Origin of the sequence: Mesorhizobium sp. KACC 23794, assembly GCF_052180275.1 — a bacterium.
Classification (GTDB): Bacteria; Pseudomonadota; Alphaproteobacteria; order Rhizobiales; family Rhizobiaceae; genus Kumtagia.
On record NZ_CP197465.1, the window covers coordinates 2,722,886 to 2,739,560 of the forward strand.

The 16,675-nt window shown below is 64.4% G+C and carries 16 protein-coding genes; 9 read left to right on the plus strand and 7 right to left on the minus strand.

Annotation, left to right across the window (positions count from 1 at the left end; genetic code table 11):
* The first annotated feature begins 8 nt into the window (after nucleotides 1–8).
* Genes ACSBOB_RS13410 through ACSBOB_RS13420 form a run of 3 tightly spaced genes read left to right on the plus strand, consistent with a single transcriptional unit; the run spans nucleotide 9 to nucleotide 2,748 of the window.
* A complete protein-coding gene (locus ACSBOB_RS13410; protein WP_442582882.1) occupies nucleotides 9–836 on the plus strand; it encodes an ABC transporter permease in 828 nt (275 codons plus the stop codon).
* Nucleotides 833–1,801, plus strand: coding sequence for an ABC transporter ATP-binding protein (locus ACSBOB_RS13415; protein WP_442582883.1), 969 nt, complete (start codon nucleotides 833–835; stop codon nucleotides 1,799–1,801). Before ACSBOB_RS13410 ends, ACSBOB_RS13415 begins: the two co-directional genes overlap by 4 nt.
* Nucleotides 1,798–2,748 carry an ABC transporter ATP-binding protein gene (locus tag ACSBOB_RS13420; protein ID WP_442582884.1) on the plus strand — a complete coding sequence of 317 codons (951 nt, stop codon included), beginning with the start codon at nucleotides 1,798–1,800 and terminating at the stop codon, nucleotides 2,746–2,748. Before ACSBOB_RS13415 ends, ACSBOB_RS13420 begins: the two co-directional genes overlap by 4 nt.
* Here the strand turns inward: ACSBOB_RS13420 and ACSBOB_RS13425 are convergent.
* Both ACSBOB_RS13425 and ACSBOB_RS13430 read right to left on the minus strand, forming a co-directional pair.
* On the minus strand, nucleotides 2,712–4,226 hold the full coding sequence (locus ACSBOB_RS13425; protein ID WP_442582885.1) for an HAL/PAL/TAL family ammonia-lyase: 1,515 nt from the start codon (nucleotides 4,224–4,226) through the stop codon (nucleotides 2,712–2,714). The two genes, ACSBOB_RS13420 and ACSBOB_RS13425, sit on opposite strands and share 37 nt — an antisense overlap.
* Entirely contained in the window at nucleotides 4,223–5,224 is a 1,002-nt protein-coding gene (locus ACSBOB_RS13430; RefSeq protein WP_442582886.1) for an ornithine cyclodeaminase family protein, read from the minus strand. Before ACSBOB_RS13430 ends, ACSBOB_RS13425 begins: the two co-directional genes overlap by 4 nt.
* Nucleotides 5,225–5,445: 221 nt before the next feature.
* Here ACSBOB_RS13430 and ACSBOB_RS13435 point away from each other — a divergent pair, with 221 nt between their 5' ends.
* From ACSBOB_RS13435 to glnT, 6 genes are all read left to right on the plus strand, one after another.
* Complete coding sequence (locus ACSBOB_RS13435) at nucleotides 5,446–6,171, plus strand: helix-turn-helix domain-containing protein (RefSeq protein WP_442582887.1); 726 nt, start codon at nucleotides 5,446–5,448, stop codon at nucleotides 6,169–6,171.
* A gap of 149 nt (nucleotides 6,172–6,320) precedes the next feature.
* The gene (locus ACSBOB_RS13440; protein ID WP_442582888.1) at nucleotides 6,321–7,217 is read left to right on the plus strand and encodes a class II glutamine amidotransferase; all 897 of its coding nucleotides are present in this window, start codon (nucleotides 6,321–6,323) and stop codon (nucleotides 7,215–7,217) included.
* Entirely contained in the window at nucleotides 7,218–7,907 is a 690-nt protein-coding gene (locus ACSBOB_RS13445) for a protein GlxC (RefSeq protein ID WP_442582889.1), read from the plus strand.
* Nucleotides 7,897–8,211 (plus strand): hypothetical protein, encoded by a 315-nt coding sequence (locus ACSBOB_RS13450; protein ID WP_442582890.1) that lies wholly within the window; start codon nucleotides 7,897–7,899, stop codon nucleotides 8,209–8,211. The genes ACSBOB_RS13445 and ACSBOB_RS13450 overlap by 11 nt, the downstream gene beginning before the upstream one ends.
* The gene (locus ACSBOB_RS13455; protein WP_442582891.1) at nucleotides 8,208–9,536 is read left to right on the plus strand and encodes an FMN-binding glutamate synthase family protein; all 1,329 of its coding nucleotides are present in this window, start codon (nucleotides 8,208–8,210) and stop codon (nucleotides 9,534–9,536) included. The genes ACSBOB_RS13450 and ACSBOB_RS13455 overlap by 4 nt, the downstream gene beginning before the upstream one ends.
* Before the next feature lie 144 nt (nucleotides 9,537–9,680).
* Nucleotides 9,681–11,003 (plus strand): type III glutamate--ammonia ligase, encoded by a 1,323-nt coding sequence (gene glnT / locus ACSBOB_RS13460; protein ID WP_442582892.1) that lies wholly within the window; start codon nucleotides 9,681–9,683, stop codon nucleotides 11,001–11,003.
* Between the two features lie 167 nt (nucleotides 11,004–11,170).
* On the opposite strand, the gene ugpC is transcribed toward glnT, so the two are convergent.
* The 5 genes from ugpC to ACSBOB_RS13485 all read right to left on the minus strand — a co-directional run bounded on the left by ugpC (nucleotide 11,171) and on the right by ACSBOB_RS13485 (nucleotide 16,487).
* Nucleotides 11,171–12,199, minus strand: coding sequence for a sn-glycerol-3-phosphate ABC transporter ATP-binding protein UgpC (gene ugpC / locus ACSBOB_RS13465; protein ID WP_442582893.1), 1,029 nt, complete (start codon nucleotides 12,197–12,199; stop codon nucleotides 11,171–11,173).
* A 167-nt stretch (nucleotides 12,200–12,366) separates the two neighbouring features.
* Entirely contained in the window at nucleotides 12,367–13,215 is an 849-nt protein-coding gene (gene ugpE / locus ACSBOB_RS13470) for a sn-glycerol-3-phosphate ABC transporter permease UgpE (protein ID WP_442582894.1), read from the minus strand.
* Between the two features lie 171 nt (nucleotides 13,216–13,386).
* Nucleotides 13,387–14,271, minus strand: a complete 885-nt coding sequence (gene ugpA, locus ACSBOB_RS13475; RefSeq protein WP_442582895.1) for a sn-glycerol-3-phosphate ABC transporter permease UgpA — start codon at nucleotides 14,269–14,271, stop codon at nucleotides 13,387–13,389.
* A 250-nt stretch (nucleotides 14,272–14,521) separates the two neighbouring features.
* Complete coding sequence (ugpB, locus tag ACSBOB_RS13480) at nucleotides 14,522–15,820, minus strand: sn-glycerol-3-phosphate ABC transporter substrate-binding protein UgpB (protein WP_442582896.1); 1,299 nt, start codon at nucleotides 15,818–15,820, stop codon at nucleotides 14,522–14,524.
* A gap of 460 nt (nucleotides 15,821–16,280) precedes the next feature.
* Complete coding sequence (locus tag ACSBOB_RS13485; protein WP_442582897.1) at nucleotides 16,281–16,487, minus strand: TOBE domain-containing protein; 207 nt, start codon at nucleotides 16,485–16,487, stop codon at nucleotides 16,281–16,283.
* Nucleotides 16,488–16,675: the final 188 nt, after the last annotated feature.

The window sequence follows — 16,675 nt, forward strand, 5'->3', positions numbered from 1 at the left end:
GGGTGGAGGTGCTGCGCAGAATCTGGAGGAGCCCGAGCGGCCGGCTCGGGCTGATCGCCACGCTGCTGGTGGTTTTCGGCGGGCTCGCCGCGCCCCTGCTTGCCACGCATATGCCGAACCAGCTCGATGTGGCGGCCCGGCTGACGCCGCCGTCGGCGGCGCATTGGCTGGGCACCGACCAGCTCGGCCGCGATCTCTTTTCGCGCGGGCTATTCGGCACGCGCATTGCCATCGGCGTGGCGCTCTCGGTCACCGCAACGGCGCTGGTCGCCGGCATCTTGCTTGGCGTTACGGCGGCGAGCGCACCGCCCGCGGTCGAGCGAACGATCCTTGCTGCATTCGACATCATCAGCTCGTTCCCCAGCCTGATCCTGGCGCTGGCGCTGGTCGCCGTGCTGGGGCCGGGGCTGCTCAACATCATCATACTGGTCACCATCGTCTTCATCCCGCAATTCGGGCGCGTCGCGCGGGCGCAGACGCTGGCGATCAGAGAGCGGCCGTTCATCGAGGCGGAACGGGCGCTCGGCGCGTCCGGTCCGCGCATCATGCTCTTCCACGTGCTGCCCAACATCGTCGGGCCGATCGTCGTGCTGGCTTCGATGAACATCCCGGTCGCCATCACGCTGGAGGCGGGACTAAGCTTCCTCGGCGTCGGCATCCGGCCGCCGCTGGCAAGCTGGGGATCGATGCTGTTCGACGGCTTCACCTATCTCGAACAGTCGGTCTGGCCGGTTCTGGTTGCCGGCGGCATGCTGACGCTGGCGACGCTCGGCTTCACGCTGTTCGGCGAAAGCCTGCGCGACGCGCTCGACCCGAAGCTGAGGCGTGAGCCATGAAGGGTGACAGCCTGGTCGAGATCGAGAACCTGTCGGTGGATTTTTCCACCGCCAGGGGTCCGCTGCATGTGCTGCGCGACGTCAGCCTGTCGATCCCGCGCAACCGCGTCGTCGGCCTTGTTGGCGAAAGCGGCAGCGGCAAGTCGACGCTGGCGCTGGCCCTGCTCGGGCTGCTGCCCGACAATACCGGCGAGGTCTCCGGCCGCATCGAACTCGACGGCGAGAACCTGCTCGGCGTGCCGCCGGAGGAGCTGCGCCGGCTGCGTGGCGGGCGCATCGCCATGATTTTTCAGGACCCGATGACGGCGCTGAACCCGGTCTTTTCCATCGGTACGCAACTGGTGGACGCGCAGCGCAACCGGCATCCTGGCCTTGGCCGTCGCGCGTTGCTGCGCCGCGCGGGCGAGATGCTGTTGCGCGTCGGCATCTCCAACCCGCAGGCGCGGCTTGCCGCTTATCCGCACCAGCTCAGCGGCGGCATGCGCCAACGCGTGATGATTGCCATGGCGCTGCTCTGCGAGCCCGACATTCTCATCGCCGACGAACCGACCACGGCGCTCGACGTGACGATCGAGGCGCAGATCGTGCGGCTGCTTGGCGACCTGCGCGCCGACTTCAGCGGTTCCATCGTGCTGGTCTCGCACAGCCTCGGCCTGATCTCGGAACTCTGCGACGAGGTCGCTGTCATGTATGCCGGCAAGCTGGTCGAAAGCGCACTGACGAAAGACCTGTTCGGCGACCCGCGCCATCCCTACACACTGGCGCTGCTGGCCTGCGAGATCGATCCGGACGACGAGCCGGGCGAGGCGCTGGTGACGATCAAGGGCGGATTGCCGGATCTGGTCGACGTGCCGAAAGGCTGCATTTTTGCCGCGCGCTGCCCGTCGCGTTTCGAGAAATGTGTGGAAGAACCGCCGCTGCGCGAAGTCGAGGCCGGCCATAAATCGGCATGCTGGCTGGCATGACTGACAGCGCGCAAACCATTGAGGTCGAAGACCTGCGCATCACCTTCTCCGGTGGTGTGCAGGCCGTGGCCGGCATCAGCCTGGCATTGAAGGTCGGCGAGACGGTCGGGCTGGTCGGCGAGAGCGGCAGCGGCAAGACGACGCTCGCCAAGGCGCTGGTCGGGCTGAACCGGCCGACCTCCGGCAAGGTCAAGCTCGAGGGCCGCGACCTGACCAGCCTGACGCGCGCCCACCGGCTGTGGCTGCGCCGCCGCGTGCAGATGATTTTTCAGGACCCGCTATCCTCGCTGTCGCCGCGCATGAAGATCGCGTCGCTGCTCGCCGAGCCGATAAAAATTCACGGTCTCGATCGTAAGGAGCGCTGGCCGAAGGTGTTGGACCTGCTCGCCCGGCTCGGCCTCTCCGAGGCGCAGCTCGAAAAATATCCGCACCAGATCAGCGGCGGCCAGGCGCGGCGCGTGGCGATCGCCCGGGCGCTGGTCACCGACCCGTCCTTCCTGATCGCCGACGAACCGACGGCGGGGCTGGACGTGTCTGTGCAGGGCGAACTGCTCAACCTGCTCGCCGATTTGCAGACGCGGCATTCGCTCGGCATCCTGATCGTCAGCCACAACCTCAACGTCATCGGCCGCGTCACCGACCGGGTGGCGATCATGTATCTCGGCACGATTTTGGAGGAGGGAGCGACGCGCACCGTGTTCCGGTCGCCGCGCCATCCCTATACGCACGCGCTGCTGTCGGCCAATCCGGTCATCGATCCCGAGCACAAGCGCGCAAAGCTCGTGCTGGCGGGCGAAATCCCGAGCCCGTCGAACCCGCCCGCAGGATGCCGCTTCCATACACGCTGCCCGAAGGTTCAGGACCGGTGCAGGGTCGAAGAGCCGGCGCTGACCGGCCCCGAAGGCCAGCGCTACGCCTGCCATTTCCCGCTGGAAAGTGCCGCGTAGAGCGTTTCGGCGTCGATGCCGAGCGGCCGGTCTTCGCGCAGCATCGACACATGCATGCGAATTGCGGTGTGGATCGCCTGGGTCCCGGGGGCCAGCACCAAAGGCTGGTGTTTCTGAACGGTGTCTTTCAATTCGCCGTCGCGCAAATCCGCCGCCTGTGCCGCAGCCATGAGTTCGAAGGCGATGAGTCGCCTCCACAGCGCGATCATCTCCGCGCATTTGGCGATCGCCAGGGGCGTCTGCGTCGCATGGTCCTCGACGCCCTCGGAAACCGGCAGGAAATCGAGCATCACCGGGTTCGCCTTTTGACGGATCGCAGCAAGGACTGCCGTTACCGTCTTCTGCAACGGCACGAAGCCGGCCGACGCGCCGCCGGTGGGCGACAGATATTTCGGTAGGCCGTTGCGGCCGGAGCCGGTCAATTGGATGAACCGCGCGGCCGTCGCGGCGGCGGTCTGCGCAATGGCAAGCCCGAGCGTCTCGAAGGCGAGCGCCAGCGCCGGCGTGTGGAAATTGCCGGTGGAGAGCACGAGCCCGTCGTCGGCCAGCACCAGCGGATTGTCGGCGGCGGCGTTAAGCTCGATCTCGACCGCGCGCCGCGCCTGGCCGATTCCGTTCAATAGCGCGCCGTGGATCGACGGGATGCAACGGATCGACAGTGGGTCCTGCAGCGTTCCGGGCATTGGATCGGCTTCGCGCGCGAGCAGTGCGCGCAACTGCGACGCGGCTTCCGCCTGGCCGGGGGCCGGTCGAGCCATTTGAAGACGCGGATCGAGGATGGTCAGGTTGGCGCCCGTCGCCTCCATGGTCAAAGCCGCCGCCTGCTGCTGCTGGTCGAAGGCGGACAGGGCGTCCGCCACCGCAAGCGCGCCGGCGCCGGCCGAAACCGCAGAAGCGTTGATCAGCGACAGGCCGTCCTTCGGCGCGAGGCTGACCTGTGACAGGCCGGCGCGCGCCAGCGCTTCGCTAGCCGGCAGGCGGCCACCGCGATAGTCGACATCGCCTTCGCCGATGAGGCAGCGCGCCAAAGCGGTCATCAGCACCAGATCGCCTGCGCCGATGGAGCCGATCGACGGCATCACTGGATGCACCCCTGCATTCAGCGCCGCGACCAGCGCGTCGAACACGTTTGGCGAGATGCCTGAGCCGCTGCGCGACAGCATGGCGGCGCGCGCGAACATCGTCGCCCTTACGACTTCAATCGGAAGCGGGTCGCCGACCGCGCCCGAACGCCCATGAAGTAGCTGCCGCTGGAATTCGCTGGCGTCGCACTCAACCGAAGTGCCGAGATTGGCGCCGAGCCCGGTATTCAGGCCATAGATGCGCTGGCCGGCGGCGGCGACACGATCCAGCACTTCGCGAGCCTTGCGCAGCCGCTCCGGGACGGCGGACGCCACCCCGACCGCCGCGCCATCACGCGCGACGGCGACGACATCCTCGACCGTCACATGCGTGCCGCCGATCTCGACCGTGCTCACGCGAAACGCAGCCTTTGGCCAATGCCCTTGGCCGTCGCCTTGGAGAGCATCGCCTTGCCCAGCGCGATGTCGGACAACGACAGGCCACGGTGCCAAAACAAAATGGTCTCGTCGTCGTTCTCGCGCCCCGGCTTCAGCCCCGCGGCGATCTGGCCGAGTTCGGCATGCAGCGTCTGTTCGCTCAGCCGGCCGGTCTCGACATGGGCGCGCAGCGAGCCGAACTTTCCGCCCTTGCACTGGCCCCAGTCGTCAACCACCAGCTTCGACATGATGTCAGTGAGCGACAGTTCCACCGCGCTCATCGTGCCGTAGGGCACCACGAAGGCGCCCGGCTTGATCCATTCTGTCTTCAGCATCGGCTCGGGCTTGCTGAGCCGCGAGGCTTCCACCACGATGTCGGCGCCCTCGACGCAACTCCGCCAATCCTCGGTCGCGACCACTTTCTTGCCAAGGTCGGCGGAAAGTTTCGCGGCAAAGCCGTCGCGGCTCTCCGGCCGGCGCGAATGCACGCGGATTTCGTCGAAATCGAAAAGGGAATCGAGCAGCCGCAAGTTCCAGTAAGCCGTGCCCCGCGCGCCGATATGGCCGAGGACTTTTGAGCCCTTTCGCGCCAGATGTTTGGCGCCGAGCGCCGTCACCGCGCCGGTGCGCATGTCGGTGATGACCGTCGCGTCGAGGATGGCGCGCGGCATGCCGGTGCGCGGATCGAACAGGTTCAGGATGCCGAACTCGGACGGCAGGCCGTGCAGGTAGTTGTCAACATAGTCGCCGACGATTTTTACGCCCGCCGTATCCAGCGGCGCAACATAGCCGCGCAGAACATTGAAATGGCCGTGGAAATCCGGGTTCGGCTCAAGGTGGACACGCGGCTCGATCACCGTCTGGCCGTTGCCCTGGGCGACAAGCCCGGCCTCGACCGCATCAAGGATTTCGGCGTCGGTCATCGCCAGCGCCTCGATGTCGAGGGCGTTGAGATAGTCGATGTAGATTGCCGTCATGCGCCGCTTCCCGGTTCCGGCCGGTGATATTGGCAATGGCGGCCGGACGCAATCGCCGCAACAGGTACCGACCCAGATCGTTCAAAGGCCTGGCGAAAGCCGGGCCTTTTCTGTTTCACCGAAGTGAAGCGCGACCAGCCGGGAACAGCCGCTGCCGCCGCTTGCCCTTGCATCGCGTCTTCACTCGGGGTGAAAATGCGATTGGCAAGAAGGAGGCGATCATGGCCGGGACGAAATCCGCTGCGGGCAGGACGGCAGGCCGAAAACGCGAGGAGCTGCCGCCTGATGACGGTGCAGAGCTTGCAAGCCAGGCGCCGCACGTCACGCTCAAGCAGAATCCCCACGCCGTCCGCGACCAGAAGGAAAACGTCCTCGAAGTCGCCATCGGCCGCGAGGTGAGGGCGCTTCGCAAGAAACTCGGCGTCACCGTCGCCGATCTGGCTGCCGCCGCCAGCATTTCGCTCGGCATGCTGTCGAAGATCGAGAACGGCAACACCTCGCCGTCGCTGACCACGCTGCAGGCGCTGTCGCGGGCGCTCGGCGTGCCGCTTACGGCCTTCCTGCGGCGCTTTGAGGAAGACCGCAAGGCGGTGTTCGTGAAGTCGGGCGAGGGGGTCGATGTCGAGCGCCGGGGCACGCGGGCCGGGCATCAGTACCGGCTGCTCGGCTATGTCGGCGCGACCGCCAGCGGCGTCACGGTCGAGCCCTATCTCATCACGCTGACGGAAAACTCCGACGTTTTCCCGACCTTCCAGCACGACGGCATGGAGTTCCTCTACATGCTTGAGGGCGAAGTGCTCTATCGCCATGGCAGCGACCTCTACCGTATGACGCCGGGCGACAGCCTGTTCTTCGACGCCGACGCCCCGCACGGGCCGGAGGAACTGACGAAGCTGCCGACGCGCTATTTGTCGATCATCTCCTATCCGGAAAACCGTGGCGACTGAGTGCGGGCCGGGCGATCCGAAGGACTACCAAGGGCGCCACGGTTGTCGCGAACGATTTCTCTCACATGAATATAAAATTCATGGTGGTTGAAGGTCGTTGCGGCCTCTGATAAGCGTTGAACGCACGCAAACTGCGGAGAGGCTGCGCCATGTGTGGCATCGTCGGACTGTTCCTCAAGGATAAATCGCTGGAGCCGAAGCTCGGCGCCATGCTCTCGGAAATGCTGGTGTCGCTGAGCGACCGGGGGCCGGACAGCGCAGGCATCGCCATCTACGGGCCGCCCGCCAAGGGCAAGGCGAAGATCACCGTGCAGTCGGCCTCGCCGAAGCGGGATTTTGAGGGGCTCGATGCCGAACTCGGCAAGGCGATCAGCGCGAAGGTCTCGATGCAGGTGAAATCCACCCACGCCGTGATCGAGGTGCCTGCTGCAAAGATGGAGGCCGCGCGAAACAGTCTTTCCGAGTTGCGTCCGGACATCCGCATCATGGGCGCAGGCGACGCCGTGGAGATCTATAAGGAAGTCGGTCTGCCGCAGCAGGTGGTGGACCGCTTCGAGATTACCGGCATGTGCGGCACGCACGGCATCGGCCATACCCGCATGGCGACCGAATCGGCGGTCACCACGCTCGGCGCGCATCCGTTTTCGACCGGACCAGACCAGTGCCTCGTGCACAACGGCTCGCTCTCCAACCACAACAACGTCCGGCGCGAATTGAAGCGCAAGGGCATGCGGTTCGAGACCGAGAACGACACGGAAGTGGCGGCCGCCTACATCTCGTCGCGGCTCAAGGAAGGCAGCGACCTTGGCGAAGCGCTCGACGGCACGCTGGCCGATCTCGACGGATTCTTCACCTTCGTCGTCGGCACCCGCAACGGTTTCGGCGTGGTGCGCGATCCCATCGCCTGCAAGCCGGCCGTGATGGCCGAGACCGAGCAGTATGTCGCCTTCGGCTCGGAATACCGGGCGCTGGCCAGTCTTCCCGGCATCGCCGGGGCAAAAGTCTGGGAGCCGGAGCCGGCAAAAGTCTATTTCTGGGAGCACTGAATGCCGGTCGTCGTCGATCTCGCCAAGACCTCGCTTCGCGACCTGAACCAGGCGCTCCACCACATTCCTGACGGCTCGAACGAAACGGCCTGGGAAGTGCTGAACCCGCAGGGAAGCCACGCGGTCGCAGCCGGCGTCGACAAGCCGATCAGCGTCGATGTGCGCGGCAGCGTCGGCTATTATTGCGGCGGCATGAACAGCGAAGGCACGATCACCGTGCATGGTTCGGCTGGGCCTGGCGTCGGCGAGAACATGATGTCGGGCACGATCGTGGTGAAGGGCGACGCCAGCCAGTATGCGGGCGCCACGGGGCGGGGCGGGCTGCTGGTCATCGAAGGCAACGCCTCGTCGCGCTGCGGTATCTCGATGAAGGGGATCGACATCGTCGTGCATGGCTCCATCGGCCACATGTCGGCCTTCATGGCGCAGTCGGGCAATCTGGTCGTGCTGGGCGATGCCGGCGACGCGCTGGGCGACTCCATCTACGAAGCGAAGCTGTTCGTGCGGGGCACGGTAAAGAGCCTCGGCGCCGACTGCGTGCAGAAGAAGATGAAGCCGAAACATCTCGAGCGCCTGCGCAAGCTGCTGGAGCGCGCCGGCGTCACCGGTGTCGAGCCGGAGGAATTCACGCGCTACGGCTCGGCGCGCACGCTCTATAATTTCAACATCGACAATGCCGATGCATATTAATCAAATTCGAAGGCAATTCAGCAGGGCATCTTCAGTGGCGCTGCTGGTTGCTGCCTCGGCCTATGTCCCGGAGCCGGCTTGGGCTGCAGAGGTAAAAGTGGGTGATGGCATCAAGTGTCCGACCAATGTTGCCGCCTGCGTCCGCCGTGCCCAAATTCGCTGCCCGGTCAACGTCGTCTTCATAGCCGATCCCAAGACACAACTTGGCTTTAGGGTCTATCCGAAGGGCGCGCCAATCACGGAAAAGGTTTTCCATGGGCGGCCAGCGTACGTCGTGTGCGGCAAACATAAGAAGAGCAAATGACCTATAGCAACCCGCCGACCACGCCGCGCAAATCCGCGACCTTTGACGACTACACGCTGTCGGAAATCCGTCGCGCGGCGGCGACCGGCATCTATGACATCCGCGGCGCCGGCGCGAAGCGCAGGCTGCCGCATTTCGACGATCTGCTGTTCCTCGGCGCCTCGATCTCGCGCTATCCGCTGGAAGGCTATCGCGAGCGTTGCGGCACCGAGGTCGTGCTGGGTGCCCGCCATGCCAAAAAACCGATCGAGCTGAAGATACCGATCACCATCGCCGGGATGAGTTTCGGTTCGCTCTCCGGCCCCGCCAAGGAAGCGCTCGGGCGCGGCGCGACCGTGGCCGGAACCTCGACCACAACCGGCGACGGCGGCATGACCGAGGAGGAGCGCGGCCACTCGCAGACGCTGGTCTACCAGTATCTGCCGTCGCGCTACGGCATGAACCCGCGCGACCTCAGACGCGCCGACGCCATCGAGATCGTGGTGGGGCAGGGCGCAAAACCCGGCGGCGGCGGCATGCTGCTCGGCCAGAAGATTTCCGATCGCGTCGCGGAAATGCGCACGCTGCCGAAAGGCATCGACCAGCGTTCGGCCTGCCGTCACCCGGACTGGACCGGCCCGGACGATCTGGAGATCAAGATCCTCGAAATCCGCGAGATCACCGACTGGGAAAAGCCGATCTATGTGAAGATCGGCGGCGCGCGGCCTTATTACGATACGGCGCTGGCAGTGAAGTCGGGCGCCGACGTGGTGGTGCTGGACGGCATGCAGGGCGGCACGGCGGCGACGCAGGAAGTCTTCATCGAGCATGTCGGCATGCCGACCCTGGCTTGCATCCGGCCGGCAGTCAAGGCGCTGCAGGATCTGGGCATGCATCGCGAGGTGCAGTTGATCGTCTCGGGCGGCATCCGCAACGGGGCGGATGTGGCGAAAGCCCTGGCGCTTGGCGCCGACGCGGTCTCCATCGGCACCGCCGCACTCGTGGCGCTGGGCGACAACGACCCGCGTTGGGAGGCAGAATATAACGAGCTCGGCACCACGGCGGGCGCCTATGACGACTGGCATGAGGGCAAAGACCCGGCCGGCATCACCACACAGGACCCGGAGCTGATGCTGCGCCTCGATCCGGTCGCGGCGGGGCGACGGCTCGCCAACTATCTGAAGGTGATGACGCTGGAGGCGCAGACCATCGCGCGCGCGTGCGGCAAGAACCACGTCCACAATCTGGAACCAGAGGACCTTTGCGCGCTGACCGTCGAAGCGGCGGCAATGGCTCAGGTGCCTCTGGCAGGGACGGAGTGGGTGCCGGGACGCGCCGGGTACTGACAGAAGGAAATGCCGGGGACAGTTTACTTTTTTCCGCGGAAGGGCGGATGCTCTCCAAGGCTGGCGCGGGCGGAAAAGTAAACTGTCCCCCAGCACTTACCGAATAATGGCACCGGAAAATCCGGGCGAGATGGGGAATTTTAAATGGCCAAGACTTCCGGGACGGCGGACCTTGCCGCCTTCGCCAAGGCGAAAAACGTCAAATATTTCATGATCTCCTACACCGACCTGTTCGGCGGCCAGCGCGCGAAACTTGTGCCGGCGCAGGCGATATCGGACATGCAGAAGGACGGCGCGGGTTTTGCCGGTTTTGCAACCTGGCTCGACCTGACGCCGGCGCATCCGGACATGCTGGCGGTGCCTGACGCCAATTCGGTCATCCAGTTGCCGTGGAAGCCGGAAGTCGCCTGGGTCGCCGCCGATTGCGTGATGGAGGGCAAGTCGGTCGACCAGACGCCGCGCGCCACGCTCAAACGGCTGATGGCCGAGGCGGGCGAGGAAGGCATGTATGTAAAGACCGGCGTGGAGGCCGAGTTTTTCCTGATCTCGCCGGACGGCTCTGCCATCTCGGACGCCGCCGACACGGCGGCAAAGCCCTGCTACGACCAGCAGGCGGTCATGCGCCGCTACGACGTGATCGCCGAGATCTGCGACCACATGCTGGTGCTGGGCTGGGGTCCGTACCAGAACGACCACGAGGACGCCAACGGCCAGTTCGAGATGAACTGGGCGTTCGACGACGTTCTCGCCACCGCCGACAAGCATTCCTTCTTCAAGTTCATGGTGAAGTCGGTGGCGGAAAAACACGGGCTGCGCGCCACCTTCATGCCGAAACCCTTTCCGGGCCTGACCGGCAATGGCTGCCACGCGCACATCTCGGTGTGGGACAAGGCGGGAAAAACCAACGTCTTCGCCGATGATGCGATGGAGCTCGGCCTGTCGGCGCGCGGCCGAAATTTCCTCGGCGGAATCATGAAACACGCCTCGGCGCTGGCCGCGATCACCAACCCGACGGTCAATTCCTACAAACGCATCAACGCCCCGCGCACGATTTCGGGCGCAACCTGGGCGCCGAACACGGTGACCTGGACAGGCAACAACCGCACCCACATGGTGCGCGTGCCGGGTCCTGGACGCTTTGAACTGCGGCTGCCCGACGGTGCGGCCAATCCGTACCTGTTGCAGGCGGTGATCATCGCGGCGGGACTGGACGGCATGCGCACCAAGGCCGATCCGGGAAAACGCTACGACATCGACATGTACCAGTTCGGGCATACGGTGAAGGGCGCGCCGAAACTGCCGCTCAATCTGCTCGATGCGTTGCGCGAGTTCGACAAGGACAAGGGGCTGAAGGCGGCGCTCGGCGCGGAATTTTCGGCTGCGTATCTGAAGCTGAAGCGCCAGGAATGGAATTCCTACGCCCAGCATTTTACGCAGTGGGAGCGCGACAACACGCTGGATGTTTGACGGTGGTTGCCGGGGAGGATTGGTGTTTGGGTGCGTCCTTCGAGGCTCGCCCGCCAATATTTTAGCTCCAATCACCGCCCGCACAACATCAGCAATAAGGCACAATCTTCAAAGGGCGAGCCTCGAAGGACGCACGATCAATCAGTCAACCTCAAGCGGCGCCGAATCTACAGCCGCTTGCCCACTGCGTCGAACCAGTGGAGTTTTGCTGCTTCGACACCGACCGACATGCGGTTGCCCGGTGCAATCGCGGTGCGGCCAGGCGCGCGCAGGATCAGCCGGTTGTCCGACAGCAGGCAGTGGATGAAACTTTCGGCGCCGACCGGCTCGACGCCCTCGACCGCGACCTCAAGCGCCAGAGCGCCGGGCGCGCCGGATTGCAGGGCCGCATCCTCCGGCCGGAAGCCGAGCGTTGCCGCGCCGGCGGGTACGGTGACGCCGGAGGAACCGGGCAGGGCGGCTGCCGGGATAAGATTCATCGGCGGCGCGCCGATGAAACTCGCCACGAAGGTCGAGGCAGGTTGTTCATAGACGTCCAGCGGCGCGCCGGTCTGCTCGACCACGCCGCCGTTCATGACCACCAGGATGTCGGCCAGCGTCATCGCTTCCAACTGGTCGTGGGTGACGTAGACGCTGGTCACGCCCAGCGCCCGCTGCAGCGCCTTGATCTCGACCCGCATCTGGCCGCGCAGCTTTGCGTCGAGGTTGGACAAGGGTTCGTCGAACAGGAAGACTTTCGGGTTGCGGACGATCGCCCGGCCCATGGCGACGCGCTGGCGCTGGCCGCCGGACAATTCGCGCGGGCGACGTTCGAGCAAATGCGACAGTTCCAGCGTCTTCGCCGCAGCACGGACGCGCGTGTCGATGTCCTCCTTGCCCATGCCGCGGTTGCGCAGGCCGTAGGCCATGTTGTCGTAGACCTTCATGTGCGGATAGAGCGCGTAGTTCTGGAACACCATGGCGATGTCGCGCTCGGCCGGGCCGATGGTGTTCACCACCTTGCCGTCAATCGAGACGGTGCCGGCCGAAATCGTCTCCAGTCCGGCGATCATCCTGAGCAGCGTGGATTTACCGCAGCCCGACGGCCCGACCAGCACGCACAGCGCCTTGTCGGGAATGGCGATGGAAACGCCTTTCACTGCCTCGACATTGCCGGCATAGATTTTTCGAACGCCCTTCAGATCGACGGTTGCCATTTACCTGCAGTACCTCATCGAATGTTGGACGCCCCCTCCACCACGCTTCGCGCGGTCCCCCTCCCCCGCTTCGCAGGGGAGGAGCCAGCGGCGCCGCTTGATCCTCCCGTGCGAAGCGGGGGAGGGGGACCGCGCGAAGCGTGGTGGAGGGGGCCTGCCGTCGACTCTCACTTTTCCGTCTCCACCAACCCGCGCACGAACCAGCGCTGCATGAAGACGACCACCAGGATCGGCGGGACGATGGCCAGCATCGCGGTTACCATCACGAGATGCCATTGCGTGTCGGCGTCGGCGAAGGACACCATCTTTTTCAGCGCGATCACGATGGTGTTCATGTCGTTGCGGTTGGTCATCAGGAGCGGCCAGAGATACTGCGTCCAGCCGTAGATGAAGAGGATGACGAACAGTGCCGCGATGTTGGTGCGCGACAGCGGCAGCAAAATATCCTTGAAGAATTTCCATGGCCCGGCGCCGTCGATGCGCGCGGCCTCCACCAGTTCGCCGGGAATGGTCAGGAAGAACTGGCGGAACAGCAGGGTCGCGGTGGCCGAGGCCATCAATGGCAGGGTCAGGCCCGTATAGGTGTCGATCAGGCCGAGGTCGACCATCACCTTGTAGGTCGGCATGATGCGCACCTCGACCGGCAGCATCAGCGTGATGAAGATCAGCCAGAAGAAGGTCATCCTCAACGGGAAGCGGAAGAACACGATCGCATAGGCCGACAGGATCGAAATGATGATCTTGCCGACGGCAATGGCCAGCGCCATGACGCTGGTGTTGAACAGCAGCGTCCAGACATTGATGCCGCCGATGCGGCCGATGCCGCCGAACAGCGCCTCGTAATAATTGTCAAAAAACTCGCCGCCCGGGAGCAGCGGCAGCGGCGGGCGCAAAATGGTCTGCAGCGTGTGGGTCGAGGCGACGAAGGTGTAGTAGATCGGGAAGGCGACAACCAGGATGCCCAGCAGCAGCACGACATGGGCGATGACGCCGCGTGGGCGGGACAGGCCTATCATGGGCTTTCCTCCCCCCTTGGGGGGGAGGTGCCGCGGAAGGCGGCGGAGGGGGTAACCTCAGAAGGCACCGCCCTGTCGCTGACGCCGAAATTATGTCGGCGTGCGGCCGCGCGGACCCCCTCTGGCCGCTTTGCGGCCATCTCCCCCTCGAGGGGGGAGAGAGCGGCGGCGCTACCCATAATGCACCCTCTTCTCCACATAGCGGAACTGCACCGCGGTCAGCGCAATCACGATGATCATCAGGATCACGCTCTGCGCCGCTGAATCGCCGAGCAGCAGGTTGAGCGCGCCGTCGCTGTAGACCTTGTAGACCAGCGTCTCGGTCGCCTTGCCGGGGCCGCCGCCGGTGACGGCGTGGATGATGCCGAAGGTGTCGAAGAAGGCGTAGGTGGTGTTGATGACCAGCAGGAAGAAGGTCGTCGGCGCCAGCAGCGGGAAGACGATCGTCCAGAAACGCTTGGTCTCGCCGGCGCCGTCGATCGCGGCCGCCTCGATCAGCGATTTCGGGATCGCCTGGAGCCCGGCGACGAAGAACAGGAAATTGTAGCTGATCTGCTTCCAGGCGGCAGCCGCGACGACCAGCACCATGGCCTGGTTGCCGTTGAGCAGCGGGTCCCACGGAATGCCCATCCAGCGCAGGCCGAGGGCCAGGGTGCCGATCGACGGGTTGAACAGGAACAGCCACAGCATGCCGGCAATCGCCGGGGCAACGGCGTAGGGCCAGATCATCAGCGTACGGTAGAAGCCCTTGCCGCGCACCACACGGTCGGCCATGACGGCCAGAAGCAGCGCCACGACCATGGCGACGGCCGCCGTCGACACCGAGAAGATCGCCGTCACCTTGACCGAGTTCAGGTAGTTCGGGTCCGACAGCACCTTTTCGAAATTGTCGAACCAGACGAATTTCGACTTCAGCCCGAAGGGGTCTTCCCTCAGCATCGACTGGCGCAGCGCCTGGCTGGCGGGCCAGTAGAAGAACACCAGCGTGATGGCAAGCTGCGGCGCCAGCAGGATGTAGGGCAGGAATTTGTTGGGGAAGACGACGCGCGGGGTCATGAATCCCTCCCCCTTGAGGGGAGGGTGGCCGCGAAGCGGTCGGGTGGGGTCGTGGCGGCAGTGCTCAACCCCACCTTGAGCCGACAGTGCAAAAGAGGGCGTCGGCGCACGGCCGCACTGACCCCACCCGACCGCTTCGCGGCCACCCTCCCCTCAAGGGGGAGGGAGAGTTGGCGCGCGGCCGCGCCGACCCCCTCTGGCCGCTGCGCGGCCATCTCCCCCTCAAGGGGGGAGAAAGCGCGGGCGCTCATCAATTGCCCAGCGCTTCCTTGATCGCCGCGTTGCCGCGCGACACGGCGTTGTCGAGCGCCTGCTGGGCAGTCTGCTCGCCGGCCAGCATCTTCTCGTATTCCTCGTTCATGATGTCGCGGACCTGCGGCAGGTTTGGCAGGCGGACGCCCTTGGAGTTCTCGGTCGGCGCCTTGCCCAGCATCTGCTTGATCGGGATTTCGCGCGCCGGGTTCTTCTCGTAGAACCCGTCGGCCTTGCTCTTCTCGTAGGCCGCCATCGTTACCGGCAGATAGCCCGATACCTGGTGCAGGCGGGCCTGAATTTCGGTCTTCGACAGGAAGTTGAAGAACGCCGCGACGCCCTTGTATTCCTCGTCCGACTTGCCGGCGAACACCCAGAGCGAAGCGCCGCCGGGGATCGTGTTCTGCGATTCGGTATCGTAGGGCAGCATGCCGGTGCCGAAATTCATGCCCGACTTCACGACGTCGCCGAGACCGCCCGACGATTCGGTGAAGATGCCGCATTCGCCGGCCAGGAAGATCTGCTTGGCCTCGGAGGTACGGCCGCCATATTTGAACGTGCCGTCCTTGGCGAGATCCGCCAGCGCCTGGAAATGTTTCACAAAGGGTTCGGCGTTGATCTTCAGCTCGACATCGGGTCCGGCGATGCCGTTTTCCTGCGTGCCCCACTGGTAGTTGTTCCAGGCGGCGAAGTTTTCCGTGTGGATCCAGGTCAGCCAGGTCGAGGTGAAGCCGCAAGGGGCGGCTCCCGACGCCTTGATCTTCTTCGCGGCATCCCAGACCTCATTCCAGGTCTTGGGCGGGTTGTCGACGTCGAGGCCGGCCTTCGCGAAAATGTCCTTGTTGTAATAGAGGATCGGCGAGGACGAGTTGTAGGGGAAGGACAGCATGGTGCCGTCCGGCTTCGAATAATAGGAGACGATGCCTGGCAGGTACTGGCTCTTGTCGAACGGCGTGCCGCCCATCGACAGAATCTCGGCGACCGGCTTGATCGCGCCTTCCGCGGCCATCATCGTGCCGGTGCCCGCGTCGAACACCTGCATGATCGCCGGGGGCTGCTTGGCACGGAACGCGGCAATGCCGGCGTTCAGCGTCTCGGGGTAGGTGCCCTTGAAAACCGGCACGAGCTTGTAGTCGCCCTGGCTCTCGTTGAATTCCTTGGAAAGCGTTTCCACGACCTCGTTGTTGGCGCCGGTCATGGCGTGCCACCAGGAGATTTCGGTGACCGCGTAGGACGAGGTGGTGGAAAGCAAGGTGAAGGCGAGGCCGAATCCGGCCGCCAGGCCTTTGAATTTCATGGCATTCACTCCCAATTTTCGTTGGCGAAGGTTTGAGGTTCGCATGGGGAGTATCGACTGATTGTGACAGCCGGACAACGATTTTTTCGCAATCTGTTTGCCGACTAATTTTTTAGACGCTCCAGGCTGGATTTCCTGGATTTTTTTGACCCCGAAACAGCGTTCCGGCAGCAAAGCAGCAAAAAAAGCCGGGTGGGTCATGCCGCAATTTGGCAAAAGGATCGCTTTCGCGCTTCCACCGTTCGTCCTTCGAACACCCTTCGCAAATTTGTGGTTGGTTTCTAGTCCCTTTGCGCAACGCGCCTCAACCCGTCTCGAAATCGCCCGGCTGCGGCGGGTGTGATCGGTCCAGGGCGTGCGGATCAGGCTGATGAAGACCAGCCCGGCGTCGGTCGCCAGCGGCGCGTCGATGGATGCCTCGCCAGTCCGAATCTCGTTTTCGCGGACCATGCGGCTGCGCTCAGTCCACAGCCACCATCACGTCCGACGCCTTGACCACGGCGTAGGCCTGCTTGCCGACCGCCAGCCCCAGATCGTCGACCGCGGCGTTGGTGATCGAAGCCGTCACCACCGTGCTGCCGACATCGATTCGCACATGCGCCGTGGTTGCTCCTTTGGTGACCTCGACGACCTTGCCCTTCAGGATGTTGCGGGCGCTGATTTTCATGATGTCATTCCTTTCGATCGCTGCTTGCATCTGGGTCGTCATATTTTCATGTCGCGTACGCCAGTCATAGAGGGCAGTTTGTGCGCGATGAATTCCGATATTTGTTGGCATATCCGGTTGCCTTGCCGACAGGAGTTATGTTTGAGTGGATATATCGATCAAACAAAGACGACGTGGCCGCGTCGCGT

Coding starts and splice junctions, on each gene's coding strand:
- ACSBOB_RS13435 (WP_442582887.1), top strand. CDS start 5,446: ATGGCCGGGACGAAATCCGCTGCGGGCAGGACGGCAGGCCGAAAACGC.
- ACSBOB_RS13485 (WP_442582897.1), bottom strand. CDS start 16,487: ATGAAAATCAGCGCCCGCAACATCCTGAAGGGCAAGGTCGTCGAGGTC.
- ugpA (WP_442582895.1), bottom strand. CDS start 14,271: ATGACCCCGCGCGTCGTCTTCCCCAACAAATTCCTGCCCTACATCCTG.
- ACSBOB_RS13445 (WP_442582889.1), top strand. CDS start 7,218: ATGCCGGTCGTCGTCGATCTCGCCAAGACCTCGCTTCGCGACCTGAAC.
- ugpC (WP_442582893.1), bottom strand. CDS start 12,199: ATGGCAACCGTCGATCTGAAGGGCGTTCGAAAAATCTATGCCGGCAAT.
- ACSBOB_RS13415 (WP_442582883.1), top strand. CDS start 833: ATGAAGGGTGACAGCCTGGTCGAGATCGAGAACCTGTCGGTGGATTTT.
- ACSBOB_RS13430 (WP_442582886.1), bottom strand. CDS start 5,224: ATGACGGCAATCTACATCGACTATCTCAACGCCCTCGACATCGAGGCG.
- glnT (WP_442582892.1), top strand. CDS start 9,681: ATGGCCAAGACTTCCGGGACGGCGGACCTTGCCGCCTTCGCCAAGGCG.
- ugpB (WP_442582896.1), bottom strand. CDS start 15,820: ATGAAATTCAAAGGCCTGGCGGCCGGATTCGGCCTCGCCTTCACCTTG.
- ACSBOB_RS13450 (WP_442582890.1), top strand. CDS start 7,897: ATGCATATTAATCAAATTCGAAGGCAATTCAGCAGGGCATCTTCAGTG.
- ugpE (WP_442582894.1), bottom strand. CDS start 13,215: ATGATAGGCCTGTCCCGCCCACGCGGCGTCATCGCCCATGTCGTGCTG.
- ACSBOB_RS13440 (WP_442582888.1), top strand. CDS start 6,321: ATGTGTGGCATCGTCGGACTGTTCCTCAAGGATAAATCGCTGGAGCCG.
- ACSBOB_RS13455 (WP_442582891.1), top strand. CDS start 8,208: ATGACCTATAGCAACCCGCCGACCACGCCGCGCAAATCCGCGACCTTT.
- ACSBOB_RS13420 (WP_442582884.1), top strand. CDS start 1,798: ATGACTGACAGCGCGCAAACCATTGAGGTCGAAGACCTGCGCATCACC.